We start from the raw sequence: 17,593 nt of genomic DNA, 5'->3' as shown, positions 1-17,593 counted from the left end.
GCCCTTCTGCCCCGCCCCGGTCTAGGGTGGGGCAGAGCGGGCGAGGAGGCTCGGATGAAGGAATTGGCCGGACGGCTCTCGGCACTCGACCCCGCGGCGAGCGAGACTTTCAAGGTCATCACCTACTTCGACACGCTGGTGCAGGGTCGGGTCGGAATCGACGGGATGCTGCGCGGAGCGGCAGTGCTCTGCGGGGCGACGATCGGGCGGATCCTCGACGGCGCCGAGAGCGGCCGACGCCACGCAGCCGACGGATCCGACCTCCCGGCCGGTACACCGCACGGCTGGCCGACGGGCGTGGCGGATGACGGGTCCCGCGTGTGGCTCGAACGCTCCGGTGAGGCGCACGCGAACGACGCGATGGTGCTCGATCGACTCGCCCTGGCGGTCTCGGTCACCTCGATGCGCCTCGACACCCAGGCGCCCAAGCGCCGTGCGATCGAAACGCTGCTCAGCGGCGACGCCGACCTGGAAGACAGGGAAGAGGCGATCACACGGCTGGGGCTCGGATCTCAGGCGCAGATCCGGGCCGTCGCAGTGCCCGCCGGTATCCCGATGGACCGTCCGCTTCCGAATGCGATCATCGCTTCGCCCTTCGGCATCGTCCGCGCCGTGGTGATGACCGCAACCGCCGATGCCCCGGCGCGTCGGGCAGGGATGGGGATCGCCGTCCGCCCCGGCGACGATGTCCGCGCATCCTGGCGCTCAGCATTGACATCACTCCGCCTGACGGATGACGAGACCCCCGTCGTCTCCGCCGATTCGCTCGGAGTGCTCCTCCAGATCGCCGAAGCAGCCGATCATGACATCCTCCCGCATCCGGACGTGCTCACAGTGGGGCAGCTGGCGTCCGGCCCCTGGACCGAGCGGATGCTGCGTCTCGTGGTTTCGGCCGCAAGCCAGCGCACCCTCGCGACCGCCGCCGGTGTCCACCACTCCACGATGGGCGTTCGGTTGGAGGAGCTGCCGCGCCTCCTCGGGTACGACCCCTCCGATGACCGCGGACGGACCCGTCTCGGAGTCGCCCTCATGCTCCACCGGCTCGCGGATACGAACTTCCATTCCAGCGGCGACGGGGCCGAGTAGCGGCGGCTTTTCGGCTTTAGAGCCACCGCACGAGTCCGATGTCATCGGTGGATCGAGGCTAAACTGGAGGGATGAAACCCTCGAGCCTCTCGAGGGGTGCGGCGAAGCGGGCGCTCCTCTCCCTCGCCATCGGCAGCTTCGGCATCGGCATGACCGAGTTCGTCGCCATGGGCCTGCTCCCGAACATCGCACAGGACCTGCTGCCGGAGCTCTGGGCGCAGAACCCGGACGAGGCGATCGGCCGCGCCGGCATCCTGGTCTCGCTCTACGCCCTGGGCGTGGTGCTCGGCGCCCCCACGATCGCGGGGCTCGTCGCCCGTTTCCCGCGCCACAAGGTGATGATCGGCCTCGCGATCGCCCTCACCCTCGGCAACGGCCTCGCCGTGGTGCTGCCCACCTTCGAGACGGTCGGGCTCGCGCGATTCATCGCGGGGCTGCCGCACGGCGCCTACTTCGGGATCGGCGCGCTCGTCGCCTCCGACGTGCTCGGCCCCGGCAAGCGGGCCAAGGGCGTGGCGTTCATCCTGACCGGTCTCACGATCGCGAACGTGGTCGGCGTGCCGGCCGGGACCTATCTCGGGCAGCACGTCGGCTGGCGCAGCGCCTTCCTCGTGGTGACGATCGTGTTCGCGCTCGCCACGGTGTGCATCGCCTTCTTCGTGCCCGAGCACGAGGGGGATCCAGGCCGCACCTTCCGCTCCGAGCTGCGCGTGTTCCGGCGCCCCCAGGTGTGGTTCGCGCTCGGCACCGGGGCCATCGGCTTCGGTGGCTTCTTCGCCGTGTACAGCTACATCGCGCCGGTCGTCACGGAGCGGGCAGGAGCGCCGCAGTGGATGGTGCCCGTCACGCTCGTGGTGTTCGGCCTGGGCATGACGGTGGGCAACCTGCTCGGCGGCTATTTCGGCGACCGCAATCTGCGGCTCACCCTGCTCGTGGGGCTCGGCGCGATGTCCGTGGTGCTCGTGCTGCTCGCGATCCTGTCGTTCTCGATCTGGCTGCTCGTGCCGCTCTCGTTCATCATGGCGCTGCTCTCGTCGATCCTGAGCCCCGCGATCCAGACCAGGCTCATGGAGGTCGCGGGCGACAACCAGTCGATCGCCGCGGCGCTGAACCACTCCGCGCTGAACATCGGCAACAGTCTCGGCGCCCTGCTCGGCGGGCTCGTGATCGCGTGGGGATGGGGCTTCGCCGCGCCGTCCTGGGTGGGTGCCGGCCTCGCCGTCATCGGCCTGGGGATCGCGATCGTCTCGTATGCCGTGCAGCGCCGCTTCCACACGGAGACCGGATCCGTGCGGGTGCGCGATCTGGTCTGAGCCGAAACCGATCGCCGGGCCGCTGCGGCCGGCGTGCCCCGGTGCGTCCTAGCATGGGCGGATGAGCTCCGCCGAAGACGACGACCTTCCCGTCGCGGGCACCGCGGTGATCCTGCGCGACGGGACGCACGGGCTCGAGGTGCTGCTGGCACGTCGTCCGGACCGCGGCTCGTTCGCGGGCGCGTGGGTGTTCCCCGGAGGCATGCTCGAGCCCGGCGACCGGGTCGCGGGTGCGGAGGAGAGCGAGGACGCCGGACGCGCCGCGCTGCGCGAGACCGCCGAGGAGGTGGGGCTCGCCCTGGAACGGCTCGTGCTGCTCTCGTGCTGGGTGCCGCCGGCGGGCATCCCGAAGCGCGTCCGGACCTGGTTTTTCCTCACGGCGGATCCGGGGACCGGGGTGATCGCGGCGCAGGACGAGGTCGTCGAGGTGCGCTGGCTCACGCCGGAGGAGGCTCTGGCCGCGAACGACGCGGGCGAGATCTCGCTCAAGCCTCCGACGTGGCGCACGCTGCACGGATTGCGCGGCGCGTCCACGGTGCAGGAGGCGTTCGCGCTGGCTCGCGTACCGGATCGTGCCGTGTTCCGGACGAGGATGGAACCAACTGAGACCGGCACGATCTTCTATTGGGACGGCGACGAGCTCGCCGGGGGAGCGCCCGGGGCCCGCGATCGGCTCATCGCCGAGAAGCCGGTGTGGCGATACGAGCGGGCGTGAGCCGGTGAGCCGGTGAGGGGGGGTGAACCGGTGAGCTCGTCAGCGAGCCCGGCCGTGGCGCGGTTGCTCAGGACGCGAGCAGGCGGCCCAGGTGCATGCCGACGGCGTCGGTCTCGATGAGGAAGCCGTCGTGGCCGAAGTCACTCGCGAGCACGACGGCCTTGTTCCCGTCCAGCGTGTGCGGGATGCTGCCGGCGATGCGGTGCTGGCCATCCACCGGGAACAGCCGGTCCGTGTCGATCCCGAGCACGAGCGTCGTCGCCGTCACCCGCTTGAGCGCGTCCTCGACGCCGCCGCGGTCTCGCCCGATGTCGTGCGAGTTCATCGCCTCCACGAGCGTCAGGTAGCTGTTCGCGTCGAACCGCCGGGTGAACTTGTTGCCGTGGAAGTCGAGGTAGCTCTCGACCGCATAGCGTCCGCCCTGGCCGAGCGGCGACACGTCGGACTGCCAAGACCGCTGGAACCGCTGGTTCAGCTCGATCGGGCTGCGGTAGTTGAGCAGGGCCATCCGCCGGGCCAGGGCGAGGCCGCGGTGCGGACCCTCGCCGACGGGCGCGTCGTAGTACTCGCCGCCCGCGAAGCGCGGATCCATCCGCACGGTCTCGAGCTGCACGAAGTTGAGGGCGAGCTGGTCGGCGGTCGTGATCGGGGGAGAGGACAGGATCGCCAGCCGCTCGACCCGCTCGGGGTGGCCGACGGCCCACTCCAGGGCGTGCATGCCGCCCATGGATCCGCCGATCACGGCGCCCCAGCGCTCGATGCCCAGCGCGTCCGCCAGCAGCACCTGTGCGGCGACCTGGTCGCGGATCGTGAGGTAGGGGAAGCGGGATGCCCACTCGTAGCCGTCGGGCGCGATGCTCGCGGGGCCCGTGGATCCCTGGCAGCCGCCCAGCATGTTCGGGGCGATCACGAACCACTCGTCGGTGTCGATCGCGCAGCCGGGGCCGACGATCTCGCCCCACCAGCCGCTCGTCGGGTGCCCGTGGCCGGCCTCGCCGATGACGTGGCTGTCGCCGGTGAGCGCATGCAGGATCAGGATCGCGTTGTCGCGCGCCTCGTTCAGTTCGCCCCAGGACTCGTACGCGAGCCGGATCAGCGGCAGCTCGGCCCCGCCCTCGGTGCGGAACGGCCCGAAGGCCTCGAACCGGCGATCGCCGGCGGGATCCCCGTCGCGCCAGGCTCCGGTGGAGGGAGGTCGGGCACGCAGCAGGCGGGCGTCCGCCTCCGACACGCGCGCCGAGGGCACCGTGTCCTCCGAGGTCGTCTGCCAGTCCATGGATCCATTCTCCCGGGTGCGGGCGGGGGAACGCGGAAGGTTACGGATCCGCGGGTGTCGGTGCGTGGTCGTGCTGGCCTGGTTGGTCACGTGGGCGCCAGCCCGGCCTCGGTGTGCGGCGACGCCCCCTCGCAGCCTCCACGCCCCCTCGCAGCGGCGTCCTTCGGAGGGGGCGTGGACGCTCAGAGGGGGCGTCGAGTTCGGGTCAGGCCGGTGGGCGGACGCCGAAGCCCTGCAGCCGGGCCGAGAGCGTCTCCGTGGTGCGGATGTGGCGGTCCTCCCAGCGGGCGAAGCGCCAGCCCGTGACGCCGCGGATGTCGTCCTCGCGTCTTTTTCGGCGAGCACCGCATCCTCGGTGGTGCGGTCGCCGCGGATCTCCGGATCCAGATACTTGCCCTGACCATCGAACTCGCCGAAGACCCTGTTGCGCGGGAAGCCGAAGTCGATCCAGTAGTCATCCCCCTCCGCGCCGATCACGTGCGGCTGCAGCACGAGGCCGGTGAACCCGATGCGGTGGAGCTGCAGCCGGCTGACGCTCTCTCCCGGCAGCTGAGCGCGGCCGTCCGCGAAGTCGAGGATCCAGCGTGCCTGGCGCACACCGCGGGATCGGACGGCGGCGGCGCGCAGGGACATCCGGCGATGCCAGTCGGTCGCGCGATCCGGATCCTGACGATGTCCTTCGACGGCGACGCGTCTCAGCGCGGCGTCCGCGGCGGACAGCCCCGCCTCTGGCGACGTCGTGCAGGCGAGGTCGAGCACCGTGCGCTCGAGCGAGGTGCATCGGATCCCGTCGACCTCGACGATGTCCGCGTCGTCGATCCCCACGCCGTGCTGCGCGATGCCGGCGCGTGTGCGCCCGTGCCGCGCACCGAGGATGACGGTGTGCACCTTCTTCGGGTCCAGGCGGTACAGGGGGAGGCCGAGGACGGCGGCGGCGGAGGGGCCCCAGAAGACCGGACCAGGAGGATCCGCGTTGAGGTGGGCCGCCATCACCGCGATGAGGTGGCGACCCTCATTCCAGAGATCGTCGTGCGCGGTCGGCTCGATGTAGCGATCGCGCCGCACCCGGATCAACCGGCCGGCCGAGACCAGCGAGCGGATCTGACGCTGACTGCGTCCGGTGTTCAGCAGATCCTCGCGCGTCTGCAGCAGCTCGCGCGCCTGGGCGAGGCCGATGGTCGTCTTCATCCACGTAGCCTGACGGCTGGCCCAGGCGCACGGCACGCGGTCCCCGTGATCTGTGCGGATCCCGCGCGGGCGTCAGTGTGTGTGGACCAACTGCCTCCGCACGACCCGCCCTGGCGGCGACGCCCCCTCGCAGCATCCACGCCCCCGCTGAAGTGCGTCCCTCAGAGGGGGCGTGGATGCTAGCGGGGGCACCCCGCTCAGCGGCAGATCAGGCGCGGGCGGCCTCGGAGACCTTGCGCGCGGCGGTGAGGGCCTGGTCGAGGTCGGCCTTCAGGTCCTCGATGTTCTCGAGACCCACCGAGAGACGCACGAGCCCCGGGGTGACACCCGCGGTGAGCTGCTGCTCGGGGGTGAGCTGGGCGTGCGTGGTGGAGGCGGGGTGGATGACCAGCGAGCGCACGTCACCGATGTTGGCGAGGTGGCTGAACAGGGACAGGCTGTTCACGAACTCACGGCCGGCGTCCACGCCGCCCTTCAGCTCGAACGACAGCACGGCGCCGACGCCCTTGGGGGCGTAGGTGTTCGCGGCGGCGTACCAGGGCGAGGTGGGAAGCCCCGAGTAGTTGACGGTGGCGACGTCGTCGCGCCCGTCCAGCCACTCGGCGATGTCCTGCGCGTTCTGCACGTGGCGCTCGATGCGCAGCGACAGCGTCTCGATGCCCTGGATGAGGTTCCAGGCGCTCTGCGGGGCGATCGCCGAGCCGAGGTCGCGGAGCAGCTGCACGCGCGCCTTGATGATGTAGGCGAGGCCGTCGCCGACCGCGGCGGTGTAGCTGGCGCCGTGGTAGGACGGGTCCGGCTCGGTGAGACCGGGGAACTTCTCCACGTTCTGCGACCACGCGAAGGATCCGCCGTCGATGATCGCGCCGCCGATCGTGGTGCCGTGGCCGCCGAGGAACTTGGTGACGGAGTGCACGACGATGTCCGCACCGTGCTCGAACGGACGGATCAGGTACGGGGTCGCGATCGTGTTGTCGACGATGAGCGGCACGCCCGCCTCGTGCGCAGCGTCGGCGACGCCCTTGATGTCGAGGACATTGATCTGCGGGTTGCCGATGGTCTCTGCGAAGAACAGCTTGGTGTTCGGGCGGACCGCGCGGCGCCACTCCTCGATGTCGTCCTGGTTCTCGACGAACGAGACCTCGATGCCGAGCTTGGCGAGCGTGTACTTGAAGAGGTTGTAGGTGCCGCCGTAGATCGAGGAGCTCGAGACGAAGTGGTCCCCGGCCTGGGCGATGTTGAGGATCGCGAACGTCGACGCGGCCTGTCCTGAGGCGAGCACGAGCGCGCCGGTGCCGCCCTCGAGCGCCGCGAGGCGCTGCTCGAGCACGTCCTGCGTCGGGTTCTGGATCCGGGTGTAGATGTTGCCGAACTCGGCCAGGGCGAAGAGGTTCGCCGCGTGGTCCGCGTTGTCGAACACGTACGACGTGGTCTGGTAGATCGGCGTCGCGCGGGCCTTCGTGACGGGGTCGGGCGCGGCGCCCGAGTGGATCTGCTTGGTCTCGAAGCGCCAGTTCTCCGCAGCGGTCATGATGTCTCCTTCATGGATGCGCGACACCGGAACCGCGTCGCAGGGCAGGTGGGCCGTGGTTCCTCGACAGGGGCGAGGACCGGTGGCGTTGCATCGAGAGTACGAACTGGCGGGTGCTGTCAACAAGGCGCGAGAAATGTGACGTAACACGCCCGAGCCGCGGAATCGCGCGGATCGGCCGGGACGATCGGGCCGGATTGCTCGTCGAAGCGCGCTCGCGGATCCCGTAGCGTTGTCGCATGGTGAACAGCGTGACGAACGACGGTCCCCAGAACAGCAGACGCGCGGTCGTGACCGGCGCGAGCACCGGGATCGGCGAGGCGACGGTACGAGTGCTCAGGGCGACCGGCTGGGACGTCGTAGGCGTGGCACGCCGCGAGGACCGTCTGCAGGCGCTCGCCGCGGAGACCGGATCCACCGCTTATGCGGCCGACCTCACGGATGCCGACCAGATCGCCGGACTCGCGGAGCACCTCTCGCAGACCGGTCCGCTGCACGCGGTGGTTCACGTCGCCGGCGGGGCGCGCGGCACGGAGCGGGTCGAGGACGGATCCGCGGAGAAGTGGCGGTGGATGTTCGAAGCGAACGTGCTCGCCGTGCAGCAGCTCACGGCCGCGCTGCTGCCGCAGCTGCGTGTCGCCGCGGGGAACGGCGGCCACGCGGACCTGCTGTTCCTCACCTCGACCGCCGCACGTCAGTCCTACCCTGGCGGATCCGGCTACAACGCCGCCAAGGCGGCGGAGTCGATGATCCCGCAGGTGCTGCGTCAGGAACTGAACGGCGAGCCGATCCGGGTGACCGAGATCGCGCCAGGCCTCGTGCACACCGAGGAGTTCACCCTGCGCCGGCTCGGCGGGGACGCGGTCGCCGCCGAGGCGGTCTACTCGGGCGTCGAGGCGCCGCTGGTCGCGGAGGACGTCGCCGACGTGATCGCCTACGCCCTGAACGCACCGGGTCATGTGAACCTCGATCTCGTCGTGATCCGCCCCGTGGCGCAGGCCGCCGCGCACCTGCTCGCACGAGGGCCGCTGCGCCCGCGAGGAGAGGACTGACCGTGGGCGTGCATCTGGTCGGAGGCGGGTTCGGTCGCGCCGCGTACGCGCCGTTCACGGCGGAGGCGACGGCGCTCGCCGTGGCTGCCGGACGCGAGCGACCGTCCGTCGTGGTGGTGACCGTGCGGGAGGACGCTTCGACGAAGCATGCGGGCGACCTCCTTGACGCGCTCACCGCCGACGGGGCGACGCCGATCGACGCCACGGTCGTGACCGTGGGGTTGAGCGACGTCGTGGATCCCGGTGTGTTCGACGGCGTCGACGCGATCGTCATCGGCGGGGGCCTGACTCCCGCCTATCACGCAGCCCTCGAGGCCGGATACGACGTCATCCGCACCGCGGTGCAGGCCGGCACTCCGTATCTCGGGTTCTCGGCCGGCGCGATGATCGCCGCCGAGCGCGCGATCCTGGGCGGCTGGCGGATCGGCGAGGTCGCGATCGCCCCCGAGGAGACCGCGGAGGACCTCGACGAGATCACGGTCGTCTCCGGGATCGGTCTGGTCGACGTGGCGATCGACGTGCACGTCGCGCAGTGGGGCACGCTCAGCCGCCTGATCGCCGCCACCGAGGCGGGTGCGATCGACGGCGGGCTCGGGATCGACGAGAGCACCGTGCTCATCGCAGACGCCGAGGGTCTGCGGATCGCCGGCGAGGGCAGCGTCTGGCGCGTGTTCGCGGGATCCGAGGGCGTGACCGTCTCGAGCGACCGGGCGGTGCTCTGATGCCGAAGTCGCTGGCCGAACTCGCCGCGGACGGCCGGCTCGACGAGGGCTGGGCCGAGGCGCTCGCCCCCGTCGCCCCGCTCGTGGCAGAACTCGGCGACCGGTTGCGTGCGGAGACCGCGGCGGGACGGGGCTATCTGCCCGCCGGCGAGAACGTGCTGCGCGCCTTCTCCCGCCCGCTCGCGGACGTCAAGGTCCTCATCGTCGGGCAGGATCCGTATCCCACCCCGGGGCATCCGATCGGGCTGTCCTTCGCGGTGGACCAGGCCGTGCGCCCGCTGCCGCGCAGCCTCGGCAACATCTACCGCGAGCTCGAGACGGACCTCGGCATCGCGCCCGCTCCGCACGGCGACCTCTCGGCATGGAGCGACCAGGGGGTCATGCTGCTGAACAGGGTGCTCACGGTGCGTCCAGGCACGCCAGCCTCGCACCGCGGGTGGGGCTGGGAGAAGGTCACCGAGCTCGCGATCCGCGCCCTCGTCGCACGGGACGTCCCGCTCGTCGCGGTGCTGTGGGGCCGCGACGCCGAGGGCCTTCGGCCCATGCTGGGCGCGACCCCGGTCGTCGCGTCCGCGCATCCGTCGCCGCTCTCGGCGAGCCGCGGTTTCTTCGGATCCCGGCCGTTCTCCCGTGTCAACGCGCTGCTCGAGGAGCAGGGCGCCAGCCCCGTCGACTGGAGGATCGCATGAGCGAAACCCCGATCCTCCCGCAGGCGGCCGAGGCGGTGTCGCCCGCACCCGCCCCGCGGATCCGTGCGGCGCAGGCGGAGGACCTCGCCTCCATCCGGGACATCTACAACCACTACGTGCGCACCAGCACCGTCACCTTCGACGAGGAGGAGACCGAGCTCGCGGTCTGGGAGCACAAGCACGAGCTGCTCGCATCGACCGGGCTGCCCTTCCTCGTGGCGGCGGATGCCGGCGGCGCCGTGCTCGGCTTCGCGTACGCGCAGCACTGGCGGGCGAAGTCCGCCTATCGGTTCAGCGCGGAGAACACGATCTACCTGAGCCCCGACGCCGCGGGGCGCGGACTCGGGAAGGCCTTGCTGGAGGCGCTGCTGGACGCATCGGAGAAGGCGGGGCTGCACGAGCTCATCGCCGTCATCGAGCCGACGGCGGCGGGAGCATCGATCGCCCTGCACCGCCGGTACGGCTTCGTCGATGCGGGGCACCTGAAGGGCGTCGGCGTGAAGTTCGGCCGCACCCTGGACGTGCTGTTCCTGCAGAAGTCCCTCTAATGCTCAGCGCCCCGGGATGACCGGGATCGCCGCGAGAAGCCGCTTCGTGTAGTCCTGCTCCGGGCGGTGCAGCACGCGCGCGGTGGAGCCGTGCTCGACGATGCGTCCGTCCTTCATCACGGCGACGTCGTCGCACAGGTTCTGCACCACGCCGATGTCGTGCGACACGAGCACGAGCGTCATACCGTCGCGGCTGAGCGCTCGCAGCAGATCGAGGATCTGCGCCCGCACGGTGACGTCCAGCGCCGACAGCGGCTCGTCGCCGATGAGGATCCTCGGACGGTGTGCGATCGCCCTGGCCAGTGCAACGCGTTGACGCTGACCGCCGGAGAATTCGTGCGGGTAGCGCGACACCGCCTCGGGATCCAGGCCGACCTGGGCGAGCACCTCTGCGACCCTGGCGCGGTGATCACCGTCGATATCGAGCGCGCGCAGGGGCTCCGACACGATCCGGCCGACCGACTGCCGTGGATCCAGCGAGGCGTACGGATCCTGGAAGACGAGGCCCGTCTCGCGGCGCAGCCAGTGCAGCGCCCGCGCCGAGGCTGTCGCGTCCACCGGGCGCCCGTCGACCTGGACGGTGCCGGCGGTCGGGCGGTCGAGTCCGAGCAGCAGCCGGATCAGGGTGGATTTGCCGGATCCGGACTCGCCGATGATGCCCAGCGCGCGCCCGGCGGTGACGTCCAGGTCCACGCCATCCAGAGCGACGGTGCGGGCGCGCCGGGCGCCCTTCGACAGACTCGCAGACCGCGAGCGGAGGTACTCGCGACGCAGCCCGCGGGCACGGATCAGCGGGTTCTCGTTCATCCCTCGTCCTCCCCGCGCCACAGGGTCGCGGTCGCGTCGCGCAGCAGGCCCTGCGTGATCGGCGACGCCGGCGCGGTCAGCAGCGTCTCGAGCGGCCCTGACTCGACGACCCTGCCGTCGGCGAGCACCACGGCGTGCGTGGCGACCTGAGCGAGCACGGCGAGGTCGTGTGTGATGAACACGAGCGACATCCCGTCCGACTCCACGAGCGAGAGCAGCAGGGCGAGCACGCCCGCCTGGATCGTGACGTCGAGGGCGGTGGTGGGCTCGTCCGCGACGAGCAGGCGGGGACGAGCGGCGAGAGCGATCGCGATCGCGGCGCGCTGGCGCTGACCGCCGCTCAACTGATGCGGGTAGCGGTCCACGATGCGCTCGGGATCAGGCAGCGCGACGCGGGCCGCCTCGGCGACAGTGCGGACGCGGAGCGCGCGCCGGTCGATGCGCTCGTGGATCCGGATGGTCTCGGCGATCTGGCGGCCGATCGTGCGGATCGGGTTGAGCGCCGTCCGCGGCTCCTGGAAGACCATGCCGATCTCGTCGCCGCGGAACTCGGCGAGCTCGCGGTCCGGAAGGTCGAGGATCTCACGGCCGTTCCAGCGCACGCTTCCCGAGGCGGACGCGCCGTCCGGCAGCAGCCCCATGAGCGCGAGTGCCGTGAGCGACTTGCCGGATCCGGACTCGCCGATGAGGCCGACGCGCGCGCCGTCGGGCACGGCGAAGGAGACGCCGTCCACGACCCTGCGGCCGTCGATCTCGATGACGAGGTCGGTCACCTCGAGCCTCATGCGGTCACCTCCGGCAGGCGGGGCACGCCGGCGCGCGCCCGACTCGACGGACGCCGTCCGGTGCGCAGCGTGGGATCGGTCGCATCCCGCAACGCGTCGCCGAGCAGGTTGAACGCGAGCACCGTGATCGTGATCGCGAGCCCCGGCCACACGACGGTGAGCGGGTGGATCTGGATGTAGCGCTGCAGGTCGGCCAGCAGGATCCCCCAGGACGGGTCGACGACCGACGCGCCGAAACCGAGATACGACAGGCCGGCCTCGGCGAGGACGGCCGTGGCCATGGCCCAGCTCAGTTGCACGATGAACACCGTGGCGATGTTGGGCAGCAGGTGCTGCACGAGGTTCTGCAGGGGGCTCAGCCCCGACGCCTTCCCGGCGATCACGAAGTCGCTGTGCTGCACGCGGCGCAGCTCGGGGCGGGTGACCCTGGCGACGTTCACGCCGAAGCCGATGCCCACCGCCCACACCACGACCCAGAGGGATCCGCCGTGCACCGTGGAGATGAGCATGGCGATGATGAGCACGGGGAAGGCGATGAGGACGTCGACGAGCACCGCCACGGTCTCGCGTACCCAGCGCGCCGTGAGCGCGCCGAGGGCGCCGAGAGCGAGCCCGATCAGCGTGGCGATCACGCCCGCGCCGACCGCCACGAGCACGGTCGTGCGGGATCCGGCCATGATCAGGCTCAGGATGTCCCGGCCGGTGAGGTCGGTGCCGAGTAGATGCGGCCAACCCGGGGGCAGCCAGCGCGATGCCACGTCGGTGGCGCGCGGGTCGAACGGCGTCCAGAACAGCGACACCAGAGCGGTGGCGAGGATCGCGGCCACCACGATGAGCCCGAACATCCCGGAGGCGGAGGAGAGGAGGCGGCGGAGCCCGTTCGGCCGGCGTCCGGTGCTTTCGAAGGGCGGAGTCCGAGTCATTCGTCGGCCTCCCGCTGCCGGGGGTCGAGCGCGCGGTGCACGAGGTCGACGACGAAGCCGATGATGAGCACCATGCCCGTGAGTACGAGCAGCTCGCCCTGCACCTTCACGAGGTCGCGCGTGCCGACGTCGGCGACGAGCATGCGCCCGATCCCCGGCAGCGTGAACAGCTGCTCCACGACCACGGATCCGACGATGATCCCCGCGACCTGGATGCCGAGGACGGTGATGATCGAGAGGCCGACGGCCGGGAGCCCGTGCTGGATCAGGGCGCGGTTGCGGGTGAGGCCCTTCGCTGCGGCCGTGCGCACGAAGTCCTGCGATGCGGCCTGCAGGGTCGCGCTGCGCACGAAGCGCAGCAGCAGGGCGCCCTCGATCGCGCCGATCGTGAGCGCGGGCAGGATCAGCGACTGCAGCGCGGCGCCCGGATCCGCCCAGCCCCCGCGGGGGAAGCCCTGCGCCGGCAGCCAGCCCAGCCAGACCGCGAACACGACGACGAGCATCATGCCAGCCCAGACGACGGGGATGGCGGCGATCGCCTGCGCCGCGGTGTTCAGCGCGGTGCCGGCCGCACGTCCCCGCAGCATGGCGGATCCGATGCCCAGGGGCACGGCGATCACCAGTGCGACGAGCAGCGACAGCGTCGCGAGCGGCACCGTCACCTGAGCCTTCTGTGCGAGCTCGGCGGCGACCGAGGCGCCGTTCAGCTGCGACGTGCCGAGGTCGCCGCGCAGCACGCCCCCGATCCAGCCCAGGTACTGCAGCACGAGCGGCTGATCCAGCCCCAGAGCGGTGCGGATCGCGGCGACCTGCGCCGGGGTCGCCTTGTCGCCCGCGAGCAGCTGCGCCACGTCGCCGGGGAACACCCGCAGCGCGAGGAAGATCAGTGCGCTCGCGACGAGGAGCCCCGCGATGAGCAGGGCTCCTCGGGTGAGCGCATAGCGGAGCACAGAGCAGACCGCTATTTCGAGACGGTCACGCCGCGCAGGTCGAGCCGCGAGTTGATCGAGTCCTTCGGGAAGCCGTTCACGCCCGCGCGCACCGCGGTCAGCGTCTGATCCTCGTACAGCCAGTCCGCGGCGTCGTCCTTCGCGACGATCTCCGCCGCCTGGGAGAGCAGGTCGGCCGACTTCTTCGCGTCCAGTTCGGTCTGCGACTGGGTGTAGAGCTTCTGCACCTCGGGGTTGTTGTAGCCGAAGTAGTAGTCCGGGTTGGCGAAGTTGCCGAAATCGCGCGGCTCGACGTGCAGCACGAAGCTGAGGTCGTAATCGTGCTTCGTGTAGACCGTGTCGAGCCAGGCGGGGAACTCGACGGAGTTCACCTTCAGGGTCACGCCCACCTTCTTGAAGTCGCTCGTGAGCAGCTGCGGCACCGTGGTGCCGTAGAACGAGGGGATCGTGAGCGTGAGGGACAGGTTCTCCTGGCCGGCCTCCTTGAGCAGCGTCTTGGCCTTCTCCGGGTCGTAGGGCGCGGTGCTCGAGAGGTCCTTGTAGCCGGGGTCGAGCTGCGGGATCGGGCCGTACAGCGTGGCGCCGACGCCGCGGGCCTCGATKATCGCCTTGTGGTCGATCGCCAGGCGCAGCGCCTCGCGGACGCGCTGGTCGTTCAGGGGCGCCTTGGCGTTGTTGAACGCGAGCGTGCCCTTATCGGTGGTCCGGCCCTTCGTGATGGTGAATTTCCCATCGAGCTGCGGGGCGAGGTTCGCGTCCACCGCGGTGAGCACGTCGAGCGTGCCGCTCTGCGCGGCGTTCACCCCTGCGGTGAAGTCGGGGATGTAGTCGAACACGATACTCTTCACGCCCGCCTTCGTCCCCCAGTACTTGTCGTTGCGGGCGAAGGAGAGCGAGTCTCCCTTCTTCCACTGCGTGAGGGTGAACGGGCCGGTGCCGTTCTCGGCGGCCTGAAGATCGGTCGTATCGCCCTTCTGGAAGACGAGCCCCGCCGTGCCGGTGAGGCTGAACAGGAAGTTCTGGCTCGGTTGGGCGAGCGTGATCACGACCGTCTTGTCGTCCTTGGCCGTGATCGAGGCGACGCCGGCGAGGTCGGCGTGGCCCTGCACGGTCTTGTCGTCCTTGGCGGTCTGCAGCGAGGCGACGACGTCGGCCGAGGTGAGCTTCGCGCCGCTGTGGAACGTGATGCCGTCGTTGAGCACGAACGTGTACGTGAGCCCATCCGACGAGATCTCGTGGCTCTTCGCGATCCGGTCGATGATCTTGTTGTCCTGCGTGCGGCTGACCAGTCCCTCGTAGATGTTGTCGACGAGCACCTGCTCGAGGGCTGCGCCGCTCGTGTGCCGGATGTCGAGGCTCGACGGCTCCAGCACGAGTCCCACGGTGAGGGCCGCGTTCGCGTCGGCGGCACCCGCGGCGCTGCTTCCCGAGGGGGCGGGGGAGCCGGTGCAGGCGGACAGCATCAGCGCGGCGGCCGTCAATCCGGTGAGCAGGGCGACGGCGGCGCGGCGCGGCGCGCGGGGCCGGCGCGGGGCGAGGGCGGCGCGGGTGCGGTGCATGCGGGGGATCCTCTCGGGCGGTGCTGTGGGTGCGGTGCTGTAGGTGCGGTGCGGGTCGTGCTGTGCGGTCKAGCCTAGGGCTGCGCCTCACCGCGGAGTGCGGATGGTGAGACGCGGCGTCACATTTCGTGAGACCTGAGACCGGTCAGGAGCCGGTGCTGTCCGCGGCGGTGCGGATGATCTCGGCGAGGGCGGCGGGTGCCGTCTCCTGCAGGTTATGGCTCCCTTCGAGGTGCAGCACGCGTGCGCCGGGGACGCGGGTGCGGAACTCCTGCTCTGCGGCGTCCGAGACGAATCCGTGTGCGGCGCGGACCAGGGTCAGCGGGGCGGAGACGGCGTCGAGGTCCGCCCAGCCGTGCTCGCCGAGGATCGTCGGCACCGGCGCGGCGGGCGTGGCGGAGGATTCGGACGCGGCGGGCGGCGCGTCCAGCAGCTGCGCAGCGATGTGCGCGAAGTGATGCTTCCACTCCACCCGGCCGTCCGCCCGTACGCGCGTGTTGAGGAACACGCCCCGGGCGGTGTCCTCGCGGGATCCGCCGAAGCCGAACTGCTGCGCGCGATCCACGAGCTCATCGCGGCTGGCGGCGTCGACGACGCGGTAGAACTCGCGCAGGGCCGCGGGGCCGACGCTCTGGTCGACGCCGGGAGTGATGTCGACGACGAGGAGTTCGCGGACGAGTTCGGGGGCGCGGGCGGCGACGGCCGCGGCGGTGAGCCCGCCGAGGGACTGCCCGACCAGCACCTGCGGGCGGTCCGTCCATGCGTGCAGAGCCTCGATCACGTCGGCGGCGAGGCTGCGGCCGGTGTAGTCGGCGTCGCCTCGCCAGGAGGAGTCGCCGTGGCCGGCGAGGTCGATCGCGAGCGCGGGCCGCCCCAGGGCGAGCACCGTGGTGTCCCACGTGTGCGCGTTGAGTCCAGCCCCGTGCAGCAGGGTGACCTCGACGGGCCCGTCGCCGAAGCGCAGCGCGCTCAGCGTGCGGCCGTCGGGGAGGGGCAGGGTCAGACGCCCGGCGGGCGGAACCTCGGCTCCGAGTGCGCGGGCCTGACCGGCGAGGAAGGAGAACTCTGTGATCTCTTCTGGTGCGACGTGGGACACGTCCTCATTGTGCTCCTGTGCAGCCGCCGGTGCGAAACAAGGGATCAGTGCGCTCAGCAAAAATGCGCGAATTGTGGTGAATATGCGCGTATCTGCGGTGATCTATCAAGCGTAATGATCCGACACGATCGGCGAGTCCGGCCGATGCGTCCGGATCCGGATCAGAACGCGCTCAGCCCTGTGAGCGCCCGACCGATCACGAGTTGGTGGATCTCATCGGTGCCCTCGTAGGTGCGGACGGACTCCAGGTTGGCTGCATGGCGCATCACCGGGTAGGCGTTGGTGATGCCGTCGCCGGCCAGGATCGAGCGGGCCTGATGCGCGATCTCGAGGGCTTCGCGGACGCTGTTCAGTTTGCCGACCGAGATCTGCGCGGGAGTCAGCGCACCGCGTTCTTTGAGTCGCCCGAGATGCAGCGCCAGCAGGATCCCCTTCTCGACCTCGACGAGCATGTCGGCGAGCTTCGCCTGCGTGAGCTGGTTGGCGCCGATCGGCTTGCCGAAGACCTCCCGGCTCGTCGCACGCTCCAGCGCGGCCTCGAGGCAGCTGCGCGCCGCGCCCATCGCTCCCCAGATGATGCCGTACCTCGCCTCGTTCAGGCAGCCGAACGGCCCGGACAGGCCCTCGGCTCCGGGGAGGATCGCATCCACGGGGAGCCGGACGCCGTCGAGCGCGACATCGCACTGCACCGAGGCGCGCATCGACAGCTTGCCGGTGATCGGGGTCGCCGTGAAACCAGGAGTGTTGGTCGGCACGAGGAAGCCCCTGACCGACCGGCCGCCCTCACCGAGGGCTGGATCGTCCACGCGCGCCCAGACGACGGCGACATCGGCGAGCGAGGCGAGCCCGATCCAGCGTTTGGCGCCATCGATCACCCAGTCATCGCCGTCCCGGCGAGCCGTGGTCGTCATGGCGGCCGGATCGCTGCCGCCCTGCGGCTCGGTGAGCGCGAAGCAGCCGACCGCGTCCCCCGTCGCCATGCGCGGCAGCCACGTCTGCTTCTGGTCCTCGGAGCCGTACTTCGCGATCGCGCTCATCGCGAGCGATCCCTGCACCGAGACGAAGGTGCGCCAGCCGCTGTCCGCGGCCTCCAGCTCGAGACAGGCGAGACCGTACGAGACGGCCCCGGCTCCCGCGCAGCCGTAGCCGGTCAGATGCATGCCGAGGAAGCCGGCGGCGCCGAGCTCGGTGATGAGTTCGCGGCGGAAGTGTGCGTTCTCGAAATCCTCGTCGATGACCGGCAGGATGCTCTCCTGGGCGAAGGTGCGTGCGCGCTGCTGCCAGTCGCGCTCCTCGAGCGTGAGCAGGGCGTCGAGGTCGAACACGGCATCGATGCGGGGAGCGGTCGTCATC

16 protein-coding genes are annotated in these 17,593 nt (G+C 70.7%); 7 read left to right on the top strand and 9 right to left on the bottom strand.

What is annotated here, in order from left to right; translation table 11 throughout:
- Window positions 1–54: 54 nt before the first annotated feature.
- The 3 genes from AC1DG4_RS06000 to AC1DG4_RS05990 all read left to right on the top strand — a co-directional run bounded on the left by AC1DG4_RS06000 (window position 55) and on the right by AC1DG4_RS05990 (window position 3,114).
- Window positions 55–1,086: a CdaR family protein gene (locus tag AC1DG4_RS06000; protein ID WP_477379429.1), complete on the top strand. Its 1,032-nt coding sequence runs from the start codon at window positions 55–57 to the stop codon at window positions 1,084–1,086.
- Window positions 1,087–1,157: 71 nt separating this feature from the next.
- Window positions 1,158–2,399 (top strand): MFS transporter, encoded by a 1,242-nt coding sequence (locus tag AC1DG4_RS05995; protein WP_477379427.1) that lies wholly within the window; start codon window positions 1,158–1,160, stop codon window positions 2,397–2,399.
- 61 nt (window positions 2,400–2,460) lie between these two features.
- Window positions 2,461–3,114, top strand: coding sequence for an NUDIX hydrolase (locus AC1DG4_RS05990; protein ID WP_477379425.1), 654 nt, complete (start codon window positions 2,461–2,463; stop codon window positions 3,112–3,114).
- Between the two features lie 67 nt (window positions 3,115–3,181).
- Here AC1DG4_RS05990 and metX read toward each other — a convergent pair whose 3' ends face one another.
- Both metX and AC1DG4_RS05980 read right to left on the bottom strand, forming a co-directional pair.
- A complete protein-coding gene (gene metX, locus AC1DG4_RS05985) occupies window positions 3,182–4,390 on the bottom strand; it encodes a homoserine O-acetyltransferase MetX (protein WP_477380380.1) in 1,209 nt (402 codons plus the stop codon).
- Window positions 4,391–5,786: 1,396 nt separating this feature from the next.
- A complete protein-coding gene (locus AC1DG4_RS05980; RefSeq protein WP_477379423.1) occupies window positions 5,787–7,109 on the bottom strand; it encodes a bifunctional o-acetylhomoserine/o-acetylserine sulfhydrylase in 1,323 nt (440 codons plus the stop codon).
- 239 nt (window positions 7,110–7,348) lie between these two features.
- Here AC1DG4_RS05980 and AC1DG4_RS05975 point away from each other — a divergent pair, with 239 nt between their 5' ends.
- Genes AC1DG4_RS05975 through AC1DG4_RS05960 form a run of 4 tightly spaced genes read left to right on the top strand, consistent with a single transcriptional unit; the run spans window position 7,349 to window position 10,120 of the window.
- A complete protein-coding gene (locus tag AC1DG4_RS05975; RefSeq protein ID WP_477379421.1) occupies window positions 7,349–8,161 on the top strand; it encodes an SDR family oxidoreductase in 813 nt (270 codons plus the stop codon).
- Window positions 8,162–8,163: 2 nt separating this feature from the next.
- Window positions 8,164–8,883, top strand: a complete 720-nt coding sequence (locus AC1DG4_RS05970) for a Type 1 glutamine amidotransferase-like domain-containing protein (protein ID WP_477379419.1) — start codon at window positions 8,164–8,166, stop codon at window positions 8,881–8,883.
- The gene (locus AC1DG4_RS05965; protein WP_477379417.1) at window positions 8,883–9,572 is read left to right on the top strand and encodes a uracil-DNA glycosylase; all 690 of its coding nucleotides are present in this window, start codon (window positions 8,883–8,885) and stop codon (window positions 9,570–9,572) included. Before AC1DG4_RS05970 ends, AC1DG4_RS05965 begins: the two co-directional genes overlap by 1 nt.
- Window positions 9,569–10,120, top strand: a complete 552-nt coding sequence (locus AC1DG4_RS05960) for an N-acetyltransferase family protein (RefSeq protein WP_477379415.1) — start codon at window positions 9,569–9,571, stop codon at window positions 10,118–10,120. The genes AC1DG4_RS05965 and AC1DG4_RS05960 overlap by 4 nt, the downstream gene beginning before the upstream one ends.
- A 3-nt stretch (window positions 10,121–10,123) precedes the next feature.
- Here AC1DG4_RS05960 and AC1DG4_RS05955 read toward each other — a convergent pair whose 3' ends face one another.
- The 7 genes from AC1DG4_RS05955 to AC1DG4_RS05925 form a co-directional block, all read right to left on the bottom strand.
- Complete coding sequence (locus AC1DG4_RS05955; protein WP_477379413.1) at window positions 10,124–10,927, bottom strand: ABC transporter ATP-binding protein; 804 nt, start codon at window positions 10,925–10,927, stop codon at window positions 10,124–10,126.
- Window positions 10,924–11,712 (bottom strand): ABC transporter ATP-binding protein, encoded by a 789-nt coding sequence (locus tag AC1DG4_RS05950; RefSeq protein ID WP_477379411.1) that lies wholly within the window; start codon window positions 11,710–11,712, stop codon window positions 10,924–10,926. Before AC1DG4_RS05950 ends, AC1DG4_RS05955 begins: the two co-directional genes overlap by 4 nt.
- Window positions 11,709–12,635 carry an ABC transporter permease gene (locus tag AC1DG4_RS05945; RefSeq protein WP_477379409.1) on the bottom strand — a complete coding sequence of 309 codons (927 nt, stop codon included), beginning with the start codon at window positions 12,633–12,635 and terminating at the stop codon, window positions 11,709–11,711. The genes AC1DG4_RS05950 and AC1DG4_RS05945 overlap by 4 nt, the downstream gene beginning before the upstream one ends.
- Window positions 12,632–13,585, bottom strand: a complete 954-nt coding sequence (locus AC1DG4_RS05940) for an ABC transporter permease (RefSeq protein WP_477379407.1) — start codon at window positions 13,583–13,585, stop codon at window positions 12,632–12,634. Before AC1DG4_RS05940 ends, AC1DG4_RS05945 begins: the two co-directional genes overlap by 4 nt.
- Before the next feature lie 11 nt (window positions 13,586–13,596).
- Window positions 13,597–15,144, bottom strand: a complete 1,548-nt coding sequence (locus tag AC1DG4_RS05935) for an ABC transporter substrate-binding protein (protein WP_477379405.1) — start codon at window positions 15,142–15,144, stop codon at window positions 13,597–13,599.
- 145 nt (window positions 15,145–15,289) lie between these two features.
- A complete protein-coding gene (locus AC1DG4_RS05930; protein ID WP_477379403.1) occupies window positions 15,290–16,240 on the bottom strand; it encodes an alpha/beta fold hydrolase in 951 nt (316 codons plus the stop codon).
- Window positions 16,241–16,401: 161 nt separating this feature from the next.
- Window positions 16,402–17,592, bottom strand: coding sequence for an acyl-CoA dehydrogenase family protein (locus AC1DG4_RS05925; RefSeq protein ID WP_477379401.1), 1,191 nt, complete (start codon window positions 17,590–17,592; stop codon window positions 16,402–16,404).
- Window position 17,593 lies beyond the last annotated feature (1 nt).

The organism is Microbacterium sp. 05N427, from assembly GCF_056397105.1.
Note: the sequence above shows the minus strand (reverse complement) of the source record. Positions and strands in the feature narration are given on the sequence as shown.

Excerpts from the sequence above, each read along its gene's own strand:
- AC1DG4_RS06000 (WP_477379429.1), top strand. The coding sequence starts at position 55 with ATGAAGGAATTGGCCGGACGGCTCTCGGCACTCGACCCCGCGGCGAGC.
- AC1DG4_RS05950 (WP_477379411.1), bottom strand. The coding sequence starts at position 11,712 with ATGAGGCTCGAGGTGACCGACCTCGTCATCGAGATCGACGGCCGCAGG.
- AC1DG4_RS05945 (WP_477379409.1), bottom strand. The coding sequence starts at position 12,635 with ATGACTCGGACTCCGCCCTTCGAAAGCACCGGACGCCGGCCGAACGGG.
- AC1DG4_RS05955 (WP_477379413.1), bottom strand. The coding sequence starts at position 10,927 with ATGAACGAGAACCCGCTGATCCGTGCCCGCGGGCTGCGTCGCGAGTAC.
- metX (WP_477380380.1), bottom strand. The coding sequence starts at position 4,390 with ATGGACTGGCAGACGACCTCGGAGGACACGGTGCCCTCGGCGCGCGTG.
- AC1DG4_RS05965 (WP_477379417.1), top strand. The coding sequence starts at position 8,883 with ATGCCGAAGTCGCTGGCCGAACTCGCCGCGGACGGCCGGCTCGACGAG.
- AC1DG4_RS05960 (WP_477379415.1), top strand. The coding sequence starts at position 9,569 with ATGAGCGAAACCCCGATCCTCCCGCAGGCGGCCGAGGCGGTGTCGCCC.
- AC1DG4_RS05980 (WP_477379423.1), bottom strand. The coding sequence starts at position 7,109 with ATGACCGCTGCGGAGAACTGGCGCTTCGAGACCAAGCAGATCCACTCG.
- AC1DG4_RS05995 (WP_477379427.1), top strand. The coding sequence starts at position 1,158 with ATGAAACCCTCGAGCCTCTCGAGGGGTGCGGCGAAGCGGGCGCTCCTC.
- AC1DG4_RS05925 (WP_477379401.1), bottom strand. The coding sequence starts at position 17,592 with ATGACGACCGCTCCCCGCATCGATGCCGTGTTCGACCTCGACGCCCTG.
- AC1DG4_RS05975 (WP_477379421.1), top strand. The coding sequence starts at position 7,349 with ATGGTGAACAGCGTGACGAACGACGGTCCCCAGAACAGCAGACGCGCG.
- AC1DG4_RS05990 (WP_477379425.1), top strand. The coding sequence starts at position 2,461 with ATGAGCTCCGCCGAAGACGACGACCTTCCCGTCGCGGGCACCGCGGTG.